The organism is Candidatus Methanarcanum hacksteinii (assembly GCF_964305265.1).
Lineage (GTDB): Archaea > Thermoplasmatota > Thermoplasmata > Methanomassiliicoccales > Methanomethylophilaceae > Methanarcanum > Methanarcanum hacksteinii.
In genome coordinates this window covers 133,730-149,547 of record NZ_CAYATA010000001.1, presented here as the reverse complement: position 1 = coordinate 149,547, position 15,818 = coordinate 133,730, and the positions used below count along the sequence as shown (strand labels likewise).

Annotated in this window: 14 protein-coding genes and 1 tRNA gene; 8 read left to right on the top strand and 7 right to left on the bottom strand. The window is 47.5% G+C overall.

Translation table 11 applies throughout. From position 1 onward, the window contains the following. Positions 1–38: 38 nt before the first annotated feature. Positions 39–1,337 carry a cation:proton antiporter gene (locus tag ACI2NF_RS00595; protein WP_177971809.1) on the top strand — a complete coding sequence of 433 codons (1,299 nt, stop codon included), beginning with the start codon at positions 39–41 and terminating at the stop codon, positions 1,335–1,337. A gap of 181 nt (positions 1,338–1,518) precedes the next feature. Here the strand turns inward: ACI2NF_RS00595 and ACI2NF_RS00590 are convergent, their stop codons facing one another. Beyond that, positions 1,519–1,686 (bottom strand): preprotein translocase subunit Sec61beta, encoded by a 168-nt coding sequence (locus ACI2NF_RS00590; RefSeq protein ID WP_177971808.1) that lies wholly within the window; start codon positions 1,684–1,686, stop codon positions 1,519–1,521. Positions 1,687–2,100: 414 nt separating this feature from the next. Between ACI2NF_RS00590 and lysS the strand changes: the two genes are divergently transcribed. Further along, the gene (lysS, locus tag ACI2NF_RS00585) at positions 2,101–3,639 is read left to right on the top strand and encodes a lysine--tRNA ligase (RefSeq protein WP_400197033.1); all 1,539 of its coding nucleotides are present in this window, start codon (positions 2,101–2,103) and stop codon (positions 3,637–3,639) included. Positions 3,640–3,836: 197 nt separating this feature from the next. Here the strand turns inward: lysS and ACI2NF_RS00580 are convergent, their stop codons facing one another. The 3 genes from ACI2NF_RS00580 to ACI2NF_RS00570 all read right to left on the bottom strand — a co-directional run bounded on the left by ACI2NF_RS00580 (position 3,837) and on the right by ACI2NF_RS00570 (position 8,086). Next, positions 3,837–4,928 carry a DNA topoisomerase IV subunit A gene (locus tag ACI2NF_RS00580; RefSeq protein WP_177971806.1) on the bottom strand — a complete coding sequence of 364 codons (1,092 nt, stop codon included), beginning with the start codon at positions 4,926–4,928 and terminating at the stop codon, positions 3,837–3,839. After that, a complete protein-coding gene (locus tag ACI2NF_RS00575; protein ID WP_400147918.1) occupies positions 4,921–6,960 on the bottom strand; it encodes a DNA topoisomerase VI subunit B in 2,040 nt (679 codons plus the stop codon). The genes ACI2NF_RS00580 and ACI2NF_RS00575 overlap by 8 nt, the downstream gene beginning before the upstream one ends. A gap of 100 nt (positions 6,961–7,060) precedes the next feature. Next, positions 7,061–8,086: a zinc ribbon domain-containing protein gene (locus ACI2NF_RS00570; protein WP_400210937.1), complete on the bottom strand. Its 1,026-nt coding sequence runs from the start codon at positions 8,084–8,086 to the stop codon at positions 7,061–7,063. Positions 8,087–8,315: 229 nt separating this feature from the next. Between ACI2NF_RS00570 and ACI2NF_RS00565 the strand changes: the two genes are divergently transcribed. Further along, on the top strand, positions 8,316–9,437 hold the full coding sequence (locus tag ACI2NF_RS00565) for an OBG GTPase family GTP-binding protein (protein WP_400210936.1): 1,122 nt from the start codon (positions 8,316–8,318) through the stop codon (positions 9,435–9,437). A gap of 63 nt (positions 9,438–9,500) precedes the next feature. Next, positions 9,501–10,754, top strand: coding sequence for a histidine--tRNA ligase (hisS, locus tag ACI2NF_RS00560; protein WP_400147912.1), 1,254 nt, complete (start codon positions 9,501–9,503; stop codon positions 10,752–10,754). A 19-nt stretch (positions 10,755–10,773) separates the two neighbouring features. On the opposite strand, the gene ACI2NF_RS00555 is transcribed toward hisS, so the two are convergent. Both ACI2NF_RS00555 and panD read right to left on the bottom strand, forming a co-directional pair. After that, positions 10,774–11,175 carry a ribonuclease HI family protein gene (locus ACI2NF_RS00555; RefSeq protein WP_400149083.1) on the bottom strand — a complete coding sequence of 134 codons (402 nt, stop codon included), beginning with the start codon at positions 11,173–11,175 and terminating at the stop codon, positions 10,774–10,776. Further along, positions 11,175–11,522 carry an aspartate 1-decarboxylase gene (gene panD / locus ACI2NF_RS00550; RefSeq protein WP_400210935.1) on the bottom strand — a complete coding sequence of 116 codons (348 nt, stop codon included), beginning with the start codon at positions 11,520–11,522 and terminating at the stop codon, positions 11,175–11,177. The genes ACI2NF_RS00555 and panD overlap by 1 nt, the downstream gene beginning before the upstream one ends. A 107-nt stretch (positions 11,523–11,629) precedes the next feature. Between panD and ACI2NF_RS00545 the strand changes: the two genes are divergently transcribed. Genes ACI2NF_RS00545 through ACI2NF_RS00535 form a run of 3 tightly spaced genes read left to right on the top strand, consistent with a single transcriptional unit; the run spans position 11,630 to position 14,608 of the window. Continuing rightward, the gene (locus ACI2NF_RS00545) at positions 11,630–12,769 is read left to right on the top strand and encodes a hypothetical protein (protein ID WP_400210934.1); all 1,140 of its coding nucleotides are present in this window, start codon (positions 11,630–11,632) and stop codon (positions 12,767–12,769) included. Positions 12,770–12,773: 4 nt separating this feature from the next. Next, positions 12,774–13,823: a FecCD family ABC transporter permease gene (locus ACI2NF_RS00540; protein WP_400147904.1), complete on the top strand. Its 1,050-nt coding sequence runs from the start codon at positions 12,774–12,776 to the stop codon at positions 13,821–13,823. Further along, positions 13,814–14,608 (top strand): ABC transporter ATP-binding protein, encoded by a 795-nt coding sequence (locus ACI2NF_RS00535; protein ID WP_400210395.1) that lies wholly within the window; start codon positions 13,814–13,816, stop codon positions 14,606–14,608. Before ACI2NF_RS00540 ends, ACI2NF_RS00535 begins: the two co-directional genes overlap by 10 nt. A 109-nt stretch (positions 14,609–14,717) precedes the next feature. Here ACI2NF_RS00535 and ACI2NF_RS00530 read toward each other — a convergent pair. After that, positions 14,718–14,790 (bottom strand) — tRNA-Asp (locus tag ACI2NF_RS00530). 116 nt (positions 14,791–14,906) lie between these two features. On the opposite strand from ACI2NF_RS00530, the gene ACI2NF_RS00525 reads away from it, so the two are divergent. After that, complete coding sequence (locus ACI2NF_RS00525; RefSeq protein WP_400147900.1) at positions 14,907–15,740, top strand: CBS domain-containing protein; 834 nt, start codon at positions 14,907–14,909, stop codon at positions 15,738–15,740. Positions 15,741–15,818: the final 78 nt, after the last annotated feature.

Genomic DNA, 15,818 nt, shown 5'->3' with positions numbered 1-15,818 from the left:
CCCTCTTTATTTTATAGGGAAAGAATATACGGCGAAACATGGAACTAGTGAGTATCCTGTTGATGCTTTTCGTTATCTTCGTAGCAGCGAAGTTAGCGTCTCTTCTTTTCAGCAAGTTCGGTATACCGGGCCTCGTAGGGGAGATTCTGGTCGGTATCATTCTGGCCATAAGTATAGGCGATAGTTCGATCGCCCAATTCTTGGGACTGTATGAGATTCATGATGGTGTCCGTTCTAACGGCGATAATTTCGAGATCCTTCATGTCCTTGCGGAACTCGGTGTGATGTTCCTCCTATTCTCTGTCGGTCTTGAGACCCGCGTCAAGGATCTCATGTCAGTAGGTAAGACGGCATTCCTGGTAGCATTGTTAGGAGTGATAATCCCGTTCATCCTCGGATTCATCTATGTGGACATGGTCTACATGCAGGGTCACACGCAATACGCATTGTTCCTTGGTGCGGCGATGGTCGCTACGAGTGTTGGTATAACTGCACGTGTGATCAAGGATAAACATCTGATCGATGCCAAGGAATCAAGGATTATCATCGGCGCAGCTGTGATAGACGATGTCCTCGGTATGATCGTTCTTGCGATTGTGTCTGGTATGGCAGGATCATCAGGTGACATTGATGTCGGACATATCCTCTTGATAACCGCTGAGGCATTCATCTTCGTGATCGCTGTTATGGTATTCGCAGGAAAAGGTGTTCCGAAGATCCATGCTGCGATACAGGCAAGGAATGAGAGGAAATGGAAGGAGGATAATAACTACGTTCCTGTCAAACTGAATATGTTGGCAGTAGCCATCGCAGCATGTTTCGGATTCGCATGGCTTGCTGAGTTCATAGGGCTTGCAGCCATCATAGGTTCTTTCCTTGCAGGTATGATATTCGCAGACTATGCATTCGAGTGGAAATTGGAGGAGAAGATCGAAGGTATCACGACATTCCTTGTGTCGTTCTTCTTCGTCTATGTCGGATTGATGGTCGACATAAGTGCTGTGACCACTGAGGTCATAATATCATTCGTAGCAGTCCTTATCCTCGCTATCATCGGTAAATACTTCGGATGCGGACTTGGTGCGAAACTCGGTGACAAGACGACCGATAGGAATTCGTTCAATATCATCGGTATCGGTATGATCCCTAGGGGGGAGGTCGGTATCATCGTTGCATCGATCGGATTGGGGATATTCGGTAATGAGTTCCTGCCGTTGTACACGATCGTTGTATTGATGTCCGTGGCTACGACGATAATAGCACCTCCGTTGTTATCGATCGCATTTGGTAAGAAGTACAAGGATGAGTTCATAATCCAACCTGAGGATCGTCTCTGACGGTTGGAGTGTGATGGGCCTTAGAGATACTCTGAGGCCCATCCGATACTCACTTTCTCATATCCAATCATTTCAGTGATCGGGATTATTCTCTCAATTCCATTGTAAATACAGGATTATAGAATAGAAAGAATCACAAAGCATTCGCTAGTTGATGAAAAATGATGTAACTGAAATGGTTTCAGTTCATCGGCATGAATACGTCGAGAAGGATTATGAGTACGGCGAATCCTACTGCGAGACCGATGACCAGCTTGGGGCTGAGTTTGAGGGCTTTGTCATTCTCGGTATCGAAGTACCTGACAAGTCCTGCCTGTGACTGGAATCCACCGTCGTTTTTCTTGGCCATGTCGAAGAGTATCGGAAGTCCGTATATTAAGATTATGGATTCCGTGTGTATTGTTGGAATGACGATATCCATATGATAAAATCGTTTGAGAGGCATCGTTCGCACAGATGCCTCTGTATTTGGTGGATGTTCAATCCTTCCTCCAGATTAGGTTCGTATCATAGTTGAGTTTGAAGATCTCATCCTTGATCTCTTTCAACATCTCCAGGACCTTTTTCTTATATTCGTCATCGCTCATATCGATATCCTCGATAAGAATCAGGCTGTGGTATCATTATTAAAATTTCGTATAACGATGGAAATCATGACAAATTACATCATTATAGCAATGATGATATCATCTTGCATAATGAATAATCAACGTCCAATCTACACCCTCTTTTATAGTAGGTTGCTAATCGCCAATCGGTAATCATGCACTGGGCAGATGTAATCGCTAAAGAGGTGGCAGAGAAGAATGATCATCCGATCATCGCCACAGGTATCAGTCCTACGGGTATACTTCACGTCGGGAGTCTGAGGGAAGCTATCACAGGAGAGTCCGTCCGTAGCGCCCTCAAAGGTATGGGCTCGGATGTGAAGCTCATCTATCTCATAGATTCATTCGATCCGCTCAGAAAAAGATATGATTTCCTTCCAGAGGAATTCGAGAAGTATGTAGGGATGCCGATCTGTAGCATTCCTTGTCCTTGCGGTAAGCACGACAACTATGCTCACCACTTCATACAACCATTCCTTGATGTGGTGGATTCATTAGGTGTCAATTGTGAGATCATATGGACACACGAACTGTACAGGGATGGAAAGTTCGCAGAGATGATCGATCAATCAATCAAGAACGTTGACAAGGTCGAATCCATTCTCAGAGAGGTATCTGGAAGGGATAAGAAGTTCACGCCATACAATCCTCTTTGTGAGGAATGCGGTCGTTTCACCGATCCGATCCTGGAGACATATGAGTTCCCGTATGTGGAGTATCAATGTAAATGCGGTCATCACGGCAAAGCGGATGTCCGTAAGATGGAAGGTAAACTCCCATGGAGGCTCGAGTGGCCTGCGAAGTGGAAGTTGTTTGGTACTGCAGTGGAACCGTTCGGAAAGGACCACGCAGCGGCCGGAGGATCATATGACACTGGTAAAGTGATCGTCAAGGAGATATTCGGCGGAGAGGCACCCTATCCAATCCCATATGAGTTCGTTCAGTTGAAGTCCAACGGACAGATTGTGCAGATGCACAAGTCCACAGGTTCAGCCGTTACAGGATTGGATGCGATCGGAATGACTCCTCCGGAGGTTTTGAATTATCTGTTCCTTCGTGTCAATCCGAGTAAAGCTATCGATTTCGATTATGGTATGGGCATCCTTGACATGGAGGATGAGTACGACAGGATGGAAGGACTCTTCTACAACGGGGGAGCGACCGAGGTCGAGGAGAATTCCGTACGTGCATACGAGATCGCTCAGCACAACAAGGTTCCAAAGACGATGCCGTTGCAGATATCATGCAGGCATTTGGTCAACATCGTTCAGATGGCGGATGATTTTAATGGAGTGTTGGACATCCTCAAACGCAAGGAGGATCTTTCCGAAGCCAATGATGTGGATCTCGTAAGGCTCAAGCGCAGGACAGAGTGTGTGAGATACTGGTTGGACGGTTTCGCACCGGATATGGTCAAGTTCTCATTGTGCAAGGAGATGCCCAAGGTCGACGTCAGTGATGAGGAGAAGGCATTCTTCAAAGCATTGTCTGATAAGATGAGATCCATCGATTGGAATGCTGAGGCTATCAATGCTGCCATCGTGGAGGCTGCGGCACCCATCGGTAACAAGGCTGCATTCAAAGCGATGTACAAGATCCTGATTAACATGTCCAAAGGTCCGAGGCTCGGTCCGTTCCTTGAGTCCATGGATCCTGAGTTCGTTATCAGAAGACTCGATAAAGCATCGAAATGAATTAAGAAGGGGCATATGCCCCTTTATTCAGAAATCTTTTGACAAGGATCTACTACGTCTGTGATCTACACTTATGATGTGGGAGCCGTAGGACTCTCTGATCAATAGGATGTATCGTTCATTTTAGAATCAGTGATGTGTCATATCACATCAATTTAAGGGTTGGATGTGCCGGAGATACCTCCGACACATCACATTCAACGAAGTACGCCCATATCTGTGAGCTTCTCTGGGAGATACTTGTCCGTAACATAGTTGAGACCGTATTTCGCCAGAGCCTGCTGCTCAGCTTTCTTCTTCATATCGAGCATGGCCTGTATCTCGTTGACCCAGAATTCATCTTTGAATCTCGGGTCGGATAATTCAGCATTCAATGCGCCGATATCCTTGTCCGACAGTTTGTCCGTCGGAAGGTCGTAGTTGAGGATATCTGATGCCGTTATGCCGATGAACTGCGCAGTAGGCGTAGCAAGATAATCTGAGATGTGTGCCGTCTTGATCGCACCGTATGCGACGGATGCGAAAATACGGAATGACCATGGATCACCGTCGGTGAAGACCGTGACAGGTATGCGATACTCTTCATTCAATCTCTTGATCAGACGTCTTGTCGACCTAGTGGGCTGACCGCTCAGGTGGATCAATGCACAGTTGTACTTCTCAGGGAAGTTGTTCTCGATCAACCTGGCGAACATTCCTCCTGTCTCGATGGCCATGACGAAATCGACGCTCGGATCGACTATCTCGAATGTCTCCTTCTCCACAGAATACGGGATTCCGAATCCGGTCTCTGCGACATCGTCCATGCAGTTGAATTTGCGCATACCTTTCCTGGTCATCGTCTTGAAATCTATGTTACCATAGACGTGTGAGCTTCCTTCCTCTGGTCTGAGCTTGAAGTCCTCCCTCATACAGCTCGATACTGTTTCGAGATCCTCGGCCAAGAGGTTACTCTCATCCTGCGTGTGGAATTTGGCATGTCCCCATCCTTCGGATATGTAGTACATTTCCCTTAAGGTGGATGATTTGTTGTTCCTGATCATATCTTCGATGAAGTCCACCGTATAGACGGTCCTGAGCATCATCGTTGCACCCTGTACGGTCTTTGCGGTACGGTTGGTCTTGAGGCTACCGTATTTCCATACGTCGTATCTTGGGTCGAACTCTATGTTCTTCTTGGATCTGAGCGGAAGCGCCATGGTGGGGATCTCGCCCTGATCCAACTGATTGTACAGTGAATCTATGATTTCAGTGAGATTGTTCACTGCTGCCTGTTGTCTCTCATTCATCTCCAAGATCCTCGACCTCCTCTACTTCTTCTGCGTCTGTATCGTCCGCTACATAATCCGAATCCAATTCTGTAATCTCCATTCCTTTGATTCCCCAATCTCCTGGGAGCATCTCCGCACCCATGACCATCACAGGGTTGATGCCTGAGATATAGACATCACTTGATGAGAACACATCGCCCATATCTCCCGAGAGTTCGAATGTGATCTCGACATGTTTCGCAGGCGGAATGTTCGGCACGGTCCAAGTGACCTTGCCCTCGTCATTCATCTCTGTGAAGTACTCTCCGCTGAAGAGGGTGAGGTTGACAGCATCCTTGGGAAGCTGTGCATGGAGACTCATTTTCCTCTCTGCTTGAGTGTAGTTGTATATCGTGTATGTGATCGTGCGGAGTTTCTTCTTCTTGTCCTTGACCTCGGTCGGTTCTATCCAAACGACGTTCATGATCTTGGAGATTGTCATATCGAGGTTCGGTACAGGTCTCTTCAGGAACGATGCCGATTTCTCAGCGAATTCCGGAAGGATCTCCTGAACGATCTCGAATTTCGCATGCGTCTTCTTCCTTCTTTCCTCTTTGTTGAGGTGACTCTTAAGGCTCCTCGCACAGAGTTTGAGCGCTAATTCTATCTCGCTCTGTATCTCGGGAAGGTCGGCGACGGCTTCCTTACCTTCGGATGTGAAAGGTACTTTGGTGGAAGCGATGTGCACCAATATGATGGCGGGTCCGAAGGGGACACCTTTTCCTCCTCTCTGTTCAAGTCCATATCTTCTCCAATCTATGTTGGATACTGCTTTTGTTATGGCGCAAGCACCTGGTTGGAAGAGCAATGGTACGCGGTTCGCGAACCTAAGGATGCTGACAGGACCGTCGGATGGGATCTCTCCTCCGTAGACGATACCTGCCTCGACGATGAACGGGTTCCCGTTGACGGATTTAGGTGCCCTTGTGATAGGTGGTGCATAATAATCTGGACGAAGTCCCTCGAGTACATGCATCAATCCTTTCTTGATGAGTGTGTCTCCTATCGGTGAGAGACAATCCGTTGGCGGTGCCATTATCTTGACAGTTTCGATGGCTTTGATGATCTTCTTGCAGTCATCATGCTTCAGAGCGGATGGCTTCAGATCAGGGTTTATCGCTGCCTTCTTGAGGATCTCATCCGCTATCCTGGGGGTGACCCTCGAGAAATCATTCGTGAGGAATGATTTGACGTTCTTCTGTTCAGAGATCTGAGCCAATTTGAGAAGACTACCGATCTCCAATCCTGTCGGGTGCGGTTTGATCTCCTTGGACTTCTCCGGAAGGACCTCTGTCGCTCTCTCGAAGATGAATGTCTTCCCTTCAGGGTCTATGAATGTGATCTTTGAATGGGGGTTGACGATCGCAGTGTCCTTGAGATACTCGAAGATGGACTGTTTACCTGTGATGTATCTTCCCTTGATCGTGTACTCGATACTTGTTCCGTGTTCTTTGCCTTCCCACGTGAACGGTTTGTCATTGGTGATCACCGGTCTGTTGACTTTAGTGTCGATGACGATGTCCATTCCCCATGCGACCTCATCCTCTCCCTCGATCTTGGATTGGATATGGGCAGGCTTACCAGTGGTTATGTATCCATACATGACAGTCGCAGAGATACCTATTCCCTGCTGTCCTCTCGATTGTCTGAGTGCATGGAATCTCGAACCGTACAATAGGCGACCGAAGACATTACCCATCATCTTGTGTACGATACCAGGACCATTATCCTCAACGAGGACGGTGTAATCATCATCGGGATGACGTGTCATCTTGACGAAGATGTCGGGCAAAATCCCTGCTTCCTCACACGCATCCAATGAGTTATCCACAGCCTCTTTGATACCCATCAACAATGATTTCGAACGGGAGTCGAAGCCGAGGATATGTTTATTCTTCTCGAAGAACTCTGTAACCGAGATCTCCTGTTGTTTCTTAGCCATCTTTTCAGCCGTTGGCGTGATTCTAGAACCAGCCGCAGGCCCCTTCTTGATTTCTTCGTCAGGGCACATCCATCAAGAGCGATATTGTTCCCAATATAATGTTCTTTTTATATGGGATGTTAAGAATGCAGAATGGTTTTTTGGAAGAGGTTTGAAGGAGGAGTGGGGTTCACTCCTCTTTCTTCTTCTCTACGATGATGGTCTCATCATCCTCATCGAAGCTAGCACCACATTTGGGGCATACTGAGGAATCGGCGGGGACCTCTGCACCGCACTCAGAACACTGGAAGTAATCATTCTTCTTGTGTCTGAGTTCGTCAGGCACATCGATGTATGTGCCGCATTTTCTGCATATGGTCTCGCCTGGGAGGACGACGGTGCCGCACTGTTTACAGCGTCCGTATCCTTTGGGATAGAGACGGCCTTCGGCTTCCATCCTCTCTCTCGTGGCTTCAAGGTTCTTGGCTGCACGGAGCATGAAGAATGCAAGGATCGCAAAGAGCAGTACGGACAGTGAAACGAAGTATGCGTTGCCCATGAAGGCACTCTTCGTGATGGCTGAATCGGATCCGTTGAGATAGAATCCATCCTTTGTTATCTCTTTGGCTTTCTTAGGGTCCTCGGCGTTCTTCTCATAGATGGAGAAGTGGTATACCAACACATTATCCGATGATACGTTGGGTATCGTCACGGTGTATGTGTTGCCATCGGCGGTCATCGTAACGTCATCCCTCTTCTCATAGTTGTAGAAGTTATAGCATGCCAAGGCCATGGGTGAAGCGATGGCTGTGATCTTCTCGACATCTATGTCGCCGTTATATTGTATCTTGATGTTGAGATCCTTTCCAACGACTTCCATCTCTTGGATATCCACTCCTTTGCTATCGAAGGATTCCCAATCATCATTGGCATGGACGTTCGGTATGGAGAACGCGAACATACCTGTCGCAGTGACGATGACGAACACGCTCAGAGCGACAATGAGTAGTTTCTTGTTGTTGTCGCAACCGAATCTCTTCATTATGATGTATATCAATCCAGCAATGAGAACGAAACCCATGCCGTACAGGGTCTGTTCGACATTGAGGTAATACAATATGATCGTACAGATCGATGCGATCAATATCCCTACAGCGAATCCATACGGGGTCTTCGCGAATTTCTTGAAACCGGTCAGCGGTTCTTTATCGTCCATTGTCTGATGCATTACATGTCAATATTTAAGTAGTCTGGCAAATGGAAGCAATCCTATACTTCATATGGCTTCGTTGCGACCCATGGATTCCAATGAATCGGTTCTGATGTGATCGATTTCAGATTATGGATGGAAAGAGCGGGCAATGATCCTCACCTTCGATCGTCGTTCCGAAGACTAATTCGAGGCCATTATCTGCATTGCCCTTAAATAGTGCGCATATATGCATATGTCAAGGAGGGAGTCGTTGGCAATTGAGGATCAGATAAGAGAGCTCGAAGATGAGATCTCCAAGACGAAATACAACAAGGCCACAGAAGGGCATATCGGTAAGCTCAAAGCGAAGATCGCCCGCCTCCAGCAAGAGGATGAGAAGAGAAAATCATCCAAAGGGAACACCAAGGGTTTCTACGTCAAGAAGGCAGGTAATGCAACCGTCGCCTTGGTCGGTTTCCCGAGTGTCGGTAAGTCCACACTTTTGAATCAATTGACAGGTGCGAAATCAGAGGTCGGAGCATACCATTTCACCACATTGGACGTAGTACCAGGTGTCATGTTATACAACCATGCCAAGATCCAGATCCTGGATATGCCCGGACTCATCAAGGATGCGTCAAGGGGTAAGGGAAGAGGAAGAGAGGTCATCGCCGCAGCTAGGTCCGCAGATGTTATCCTCCTGGTGGTAGATGTGTTCAATCCAGACATCTCTGTCCTTTACAAAGAGTTGTACGATGCCGCTATACGTCTCAATCAGAAGAAGCCTGATGTCACGATAACCGGTGGCGATCAGGGAGGTATCATCGTAAAACCGACGGTGAAACTCACCAAGATAACCAAAGAGACGATCAAGGATATGACTGCTGCATACGGACATGTGAATGCGACGGTCGTCGTTCGCGAGGATATAAATGTGGAGCAGATGCTCGACATCCTTGCGGGAAATCGCGTATACATCAAAGCCATCATGGCCATCAACAAGGTCGATATCGTTCAGCACGATGAGTTGGACAAGGCGTTGGAACTCAATAACATCTACAGATGCTTCCCTGTATCTGCAGCCACAGGCCTCGGGATGGAGGAATTGAAACAAGGCCTCTATGACACCATAGATATGATCCGTATCTACCTCAAGCCGCAGGGACAGGAAGCGGATATGGATGTCCCGTTGATCGTCAAACGCGGTAACACGGTCGGCGATGTATGCGAATTGATCCACAGGCAGTTCCGTTCCAATTTCAGATATGCCATGGTGTGGGGAAAGAGTGCAAAGTTCCCTGGACAGACCGTAGGTCTCGACCATGTCGTGATGGACGAGGACGTCGTTTGTATTATCGTCAAGAAGAACTTCTGACGATCCTTCTTTCAATGCGATCAATCACACCATTATTATAGGGACAGGATGTTAGGAAGGTCCATGATCCAACGCCCGCGCGGAACCAGGGATTTCCTCCCAGATGATATGGAGAAGAGGAGATATTACGAAGGACTTCTGAGGAATGTCGCAAAAACATACGGTTTCAGAGAGATAGCTACTCCTATATTCGAGGAATCGGAATTGTTCATATTGAGATCCGGACCTAACGTGTTGGGCGAACTCTACGCATTCAAGGACAAAGGAGATAGGGAGATAGCGCTTCGTCCTGAGATGACCGCACCAGCCATCCGTATGTTCGTCAACGAGATGAGCAATGATCCGAAACCCATCAAGATGTTCTATTTCGGCCAATGTTTCAGATATGAGAGGCCGCAGAGCGGACGTTACAGAGAATTCTTCCAATTCGGTGCGGAACTCATCGGGAATCCGAATGTGGAATCCGATGCAGAGGTCATCTCGATGGCAGGTGCGATGATCAGATCATTCGGTCTCAAGGATTACAAGATTAGGATCGGACATATAGGCGTGCTCAGACAAAAGGTATCAGATTCTGGTGTACCGAAGGAAAGGATGGCCGAGGTACTTCAGAAATTGGATAAGAAGAACTACGACGAAGCCACACCTCTTCTGAAATCCATGGGCGTTACGGATGATGCGATAAGGGATCTGTACGATCTCACCGAGACCGTCGGAGGTCCCGAAGTACTCTCCAAGGTCCCTGGAGAGGCAGGCGATTACCTCAGGAGACTGGTCGAACTCCTCCGTGTGATGGGCGTAGAGGATCCCGAGATAGATCTCGGCGTCGTCAGAGGATTGGATTATTACACGGGCATGGTCTTCGAGGCCGAGGCTCCCGCATTGGGTGCTGAGAAGCAGATCTGCGGCGGAGGATCGTACACATTATCGGAGTTGTTCGGCGGGGAGAAGGTGTTCTCCACAGGATTCGCTGTCGGTTTCGATAGGATACTCCTTGCGGCAGAGAAGGAAGGGCAGACCTATGAGAAGGAAGGCATCGATGCATATGTCGTTCCTGTTTCGGATGATGTTAGATTAGAGTCTGCGAAGATAGTGACCATGCTCCGTGATGAAGGCCTGAGGTCGGACATAGACATCATGGGTCGTAAGATGGCCAAGGCCATGAAGTACGCATCGATAACAGGCGCGAAGAACGTCATAATAATCGGTGCCAAGGAACTGGAATCATGCTCTGTCACAGTAAGGGATATGGTATCCGGTGAGCAGAAGGTCATCAAGATAGAGAATCTCATAGAGGAATTGAAGAGCAGACAATGAATCGGGCCATAAGGCCCATTCAATTCCTATCCATGGTCTGATTCAGAAGGAAATCAGCTCTGGAGATCATCGGGTTCTCACGTCTTACGTGCGTGAATCTCACATTCGGTATCAGCGATGAGAGTGTTTTGGCATCATCGTTCAATTCCTTCATATCAGGTGATTTCACTTTATATTCGCCTCTCATCTGTTTGATCACGAGTTCGGAATCCATGACGAACTCGACATCATCATCCTTTAGTGCGAGAGCTTTGGTTATGGCGCAGATCAATCCTCTGTATTCTGCATAATTATTGGTATGTACACCAAGGAATTCGGTGTATTCCTCAAGGATCTCGCCATTTCTCGTGACGACCACGGCGAAAGCCGATTTACCAGGATTTCCGCGGGATCCCCCATCGGAATAGATCTTCAAGGACATCAGTAGGTGAGCTCCCTTTTCACTTTGTTCTCATCATCCACCAATACAACTTTCGCATGTATCGGTTCATCTGTGAGTTCAAAGCCCATGATGATTATCTTATCCCCAAGATTACAGAGGTGTGCGGCCGCACCGTTCAATGCGATGATGCCTGATCCCCTTTCACCAGGGAGCGTATAGGTCTCGAGACGTTTTCCATTGTTGACATTGGCGATCAATACCTTCTCGCCGACCCAAATCCCGGATCTCTCCAACAAATCGACATCTATCGTTATGCTCCCTTCGTAATCCAATCTCCTTTCCGTAACGGTCGCCCTGTGGATCTTACTGCGAAGCATCGAACGCATGATGTAGCATTAATTCAAACCGATTTATATAAACTGGCATCATTTTGGAGGAATTTAAGTAATACGTATCTGGAAAACTTATTAATTACCATCTCTGTTATGCCTCCATGGCTTCAGATAATACCACGAAGGCATGCATGGCGTTGTTCATCGCAGGCCTATTCATTATTTCGGCATTGGTCGTTATACCCGTCGATACCGACGGTGCCGACGGTGCCGGATTCACGATCACGGATCAGAAAGGGAACGAAGTAAGCTTCGATGGTCCTGTCGATCACATCGTCACTGTTGGAAAGGGCATTACAGCCACTGTTATACAGCTTGGTGCAGTCGATAAGATCGTTGTTGCGGACAAGTACTCCAACACTGACGAATCATCATTGTTCGATGCATTCAGAGCAAGGGTCAGTGAGGGCAAAGCGACAGCAGGAGGTACTATCTTCGATTCAGGCAGAGAATCTCTGAAGGCTGAGATCATCGATGCAGCCGATAAGGAGAAGAGATTTGACAGGGCAAAGGATGTCGTACTTCTCACCGGATCGGATACATACTTGGTGAAAGGCGGACTCATCGATTTCCTTAAAAATGAAAGTTTCAGGGTACTTGTATGGAATGATGTGTATGAGTACGATGACATCATCGCATTGGTCAAAGACATCTCCATGATCGTAACTGGAAAGGTATCGTCGGATGTCGATGATATGAAGGCTGTGAAGGAGAAGGTATCATCCAAACTTTCAGAGAATGGGATAATCGATGCTAAGAAGACCAAAGCATTCTATGTCACATACAGCGGAAATGTGTTCAAGGTAGGTAACAAGGGATCGATCGCAACATCCATGATCGAAGCAGCTGAAGGTAATGCGATCACCATCGATACGTCCAAGAAGGGCACGACATATGAGAGGAATCTCACAGAGATAATCGAGACGCACGGGAAGGATGTCGTCATATTCGCAGATAACACCATCATGAAGAATGAGAAATATCTCTCTGATCTCAGACAGGCTGTAGGTAACGATGTTAAGGTAGTTGGCCTGAACCCGCTTTGGAACAACTATTCGATCGAGAGTATGGAAGGCGTCAAGACGATAGCTGGTGCGATGTATTCGGATATCTTCCCCGAGTGGGATACATCGAAGTCAGCGGATTCCAGTGATGATAACATCATCATCTACGTCTCTGCTGCAGTCGGCGCATGCGTACTCATCCTCTGTGCCGCAGTGTATCTGATGAGACGCAATTGAAACATTGAACTACAAGGCCGAGATCAGGGATAACGTGTCCAAGGGAAAGAAGATAGCAATAATGATCGTGATACTGATCGTAGCTGCGATCATCTGTGCTTTCCTAGATCTATCTTGGGTCTCGGCCAATAAATCCTATACATTCAAAGAGGTATGGGACACGCTCATCGGCGGAGGCACGTGGGGATCCAATATCATCATTATTGATATGAATCTCCCGCGTGTCGCGATCGGTATTGTTGTCGGCGCAGGATTAGCGATATCCGGTGCTGCTATGCAGGCGGTATTCAGGAATCCTTTGGCATCCCCTTACATCCTAGGCCTGTCATCAGGAGCATCATTGGGTGCAGCCATCTCGATGTTGTTCACGATACCATTCATACCGATGATGATCGTGACTCCTGTCCTAGCATTCGTCACGTGTTTCGCTACGATGATAATCGTCTATTCGATGGCACGTGTCGGAGGCGTGGTGAGGACAGAGACACTGATCCTGTCGGGTGTGGCGATATCCTCATTGTTGTCAGCATTGGTGTCATTCCTCACGTTCATATCGGGAGATAAGCTGGAAGGGATAGTGTTCTGGTCCATGGGTAACCTTGGCGGTGCGGATTGGAATGAGATCGCGTTCTCTGCACCAGTCATCTTGTTATGCTCTATACTGCTTATGATGCAAGCCAAATCTCTGAACGCATTGATGTTGGGGGATGTACACGCGATGGATCTGGGGGTCAACGTGAAGAACTGCAGACTCTCAGTGCTCATACTTACGACAGTGATAGTGGCATCCGCGGTATCATTCACTGGTGTCATCGGATTCATCGGATTGGTCATACCGCACATATTGAGGATAGTGCTCGGACCGGACAATAGGACGATAATGCCGATATGTCTTATCGCAGGTTCATCGTTCATTCTGATCTGCGATTATCTTAGCAGGATCATAGCACCACAGTATGGTACGTTACCGATAGGCGTTGTCACGGCATTGATCGGTGCACCCGTGTTCATCTATCTCCTTATCCGTAGGAAGAAGGAGGTGGGTTGGAATTGACATTAGAGGTCAGTGATGTATCGTACTGCTATTCGAAGAGCATCGTTCTCGACGGGATATCATTCACTGTAGGTAAAGGTGAGATCCTGGGGATACTCGGTCCGAATGGATGTGGTAAGACCACACTTCTGAAGAATCTCAACAAGAACCTCAGTCCATGTGGCGGTTGCGTATTGTTGGATGGGGATGTTCTAGAGGATATCAAGAAGAAGGATGTGGCGAAGAAGATCGCCGTTGTTCCGCAGACCAACGAGATCCATTTCTCATTCACCGTCAGGGATGTCGTATCCATGGGCAGGATGCCGTTCCAAGGTATGATGTCCGGCGAATCCGAGGAGGATAAGAGGATAGTCGATGATGCTATCAGACAGACCGGACTCGAGAGGTTGGCAGATCGTCATATCAACACCATGAGCGGAGGCGAACGTCAGCGCGTGATAATCGCAAGGGCGATAGCACAGACGCCGCAGATAATCCTGATGGACGAGCCCACTCTGCATCTTGATATCAGTATGCAATTCGATGCCTTGAATCTCGTATACAGATTGGCAAAGGAGAATGGTCTGACCGTTATCATCGTATCTCACGATCTCCCTATGGTGGCGAGGTATTGTGATAGGATATTGATGATCCATGATCACAAGATCCATGCGTTGGGAACTCCAGAGGAGGTTCTGACGCCTGATAATATGCGCATCGTGTTCAACGTCGATGCTGAGTTGAGATACGATGAGAAGATCGGAAGGAATACGGTAATACTCCACGATTCATACGGCCCTCGTTGATTCCGTGACGAGGCGCGATATTCTACGATCATCTTGGTGTGAATTGTATTGATAATGATAAATTCGACGCAGACGCGTCGCTATTTCGTAAATTTTAACAGAAGATGAGCGCCCCGGACGGAATTCGAATCCGTGTCGGAGCCTCGACAGGGCTCCATGATAGGCCACTACACTACCGGGGCGTGTATGGTGAAGATGAGTATATACATTCCATATTTAATCCTATCGTGAGTTAACATCGTTTACAATATTTGCCACAAAGCCAGATGTATTATACTACGCATGAAATCAAGCAACCATGGCAGATGACATAGTCGCTGACTACATGGTCAGGGATGTTGAGACGGTGAGTCCGGAGATGACCGTTAAGGAGGTCATCGACAAGATGTGCAATTCTAATTTCCACGGGTTCCCTATAACGGAACGCGGATATCTTCTCGGATTCGTCACGGCGAAGGAACTGCTCAGATTCGCCAACCGCCCCAATGCCACGATGAGGGAGGTCATGAAACGCGGTACCGTTTGTGTCATAGCCTCGATGAAACTCAGTGATGCGACACGCGTATTGTTCAGATACGGATTGAGGAATCTGCCTGTTGTGGATGAGAACAAGAAACTCATCGGTATAATCTCTAATATCGATATAGTGAGGTCGCAGATAGAGAAGAGCAGACCATCCAAAGTGATCAGTGTAAAATCGTTCTTGGAATCGCAGAACGGCCTTAGGATCAAGATCGTGAACATGGATGTGCCCATGAAAGAGGTACGTCCATCTCAGAAGGATGTCTACATGGACGAACTCATCGGAAGACAGTATGAGATCAAGAGAGGCCTCTATGAGCCTTTGATATGCATCAAGAGGCGCGGAGGATATCTCATCGTGGATGGACATCACAGGGCTATGGCTGCGTATCAGTTAGGTCTCGAGAGTTTCAAAGCCATAGTTTTGGAACCTAATGATCTTGATGTCACACTTGGATTGGAGAGGACGGCGGAGAAATGGGGTCTGCACACATTAGATGATGTGAACATAATAGAGGGTTCCAAACATCCGTTCATACAGGTCACTACGATGCTGTTGCCTGATGAATCATTGGGTAGCCTTACCAAGAGGTTAGAAGACTCTCAGTGATGGACTTATAATTCGTTCTTTGAATGATATGGGTTAGTCAGAGTGAATCCCATAGGCTTATGGTATTACGTATTACGT

Excerpts from the sequence above, each read along its gene's own strand:
- ACI2NF_RS00525 (WP_400147900.1), top strand. The coding sequence starts at position 14,907 with ATGGCAGATGACATAGTCGCTGACTACATGGTCAGGGATGTTGAGACG.
- panD (WP_400210935.1), bottom strand. The coding sequence starts at position 11,522 with ATGCGTTCGATGCTTCGCAGTAAGATCCACAGGGCGACCGTTACGGAA.
- ACI2NF_RS00565 (WP_400210936.1), top strand. The coding sequence starts at position 8,316 with ATGTCAAGGAGGGAGTCGTTGGCAATTGAGGATCAGATAAGAGAGCTC.
- lysS (WP_400197033.1), top strand. The coding sequence starts at position 2,101 with ATGCACTGGGCAGATGTAATCGCTAAAGAGGTGGCAGAGAAGAATGAT.
- ACI2NF_RS00555 (WP_400149083.1), bottom strand. The coding sequence starts at position 11,175 with ATGTCCTTGAAGATCTATTCCGATGGGGGATCCCGCGGAAATCCTGGT.
- ACI2NF_RS00545 (WP_400210934.1), top strand. The coding sequence starts at position 11,630 with ATGGCTTCAGATAATACCACGAAGGCATGCATGGCGTTGTTCATCGCA.
- ACI2NF_RS00595 (WP_177971809.1), top strand. The coding sequence starts at position 39 with ATGGAACTAGTGAGTATCCTGTTGATGCTTTTCGTTATCTTCGTAGCA.
- ACI2NF_RS00575 (WP_400147918.1), bottom strand. The coding sequence starts at position 6,960 with ATGTGCCCTGACGAAGAAATCAAGAAGGGGCCTGCGGCTGGTTCTAGA.
- hisS (WP_400147912.1), top strand. The coding sequence starts at position 9,501 with ATGATCCAACGCCCGCGCGGAACCAGGGATTTCCTCCCAGATGATATG.
- ACI2NF_RS00580 (WP_177971806.1), bottom strand. The coding sequence starts at position 4,928 with ATGAATGAGAGACAACAGGCAGCAGTGAACAATCTCACTGAAATCATA.
- ACI2NF_RS00570 (WP_400210937.1), bottom strand. The coding sequence starts at position 8,086 with ATGGACGATAAAGAACCGCTGACCGGTTTCAAGAAATTCGCGAAGACC.
- ACI2NF_RS00590 (WP_177971808.1), bottom strand. The coding sequence starts at position 1,686 with ATGGCCAAGAAAAACGACGGTGGATTCCAGTCACAGGCAGGACTTGTC.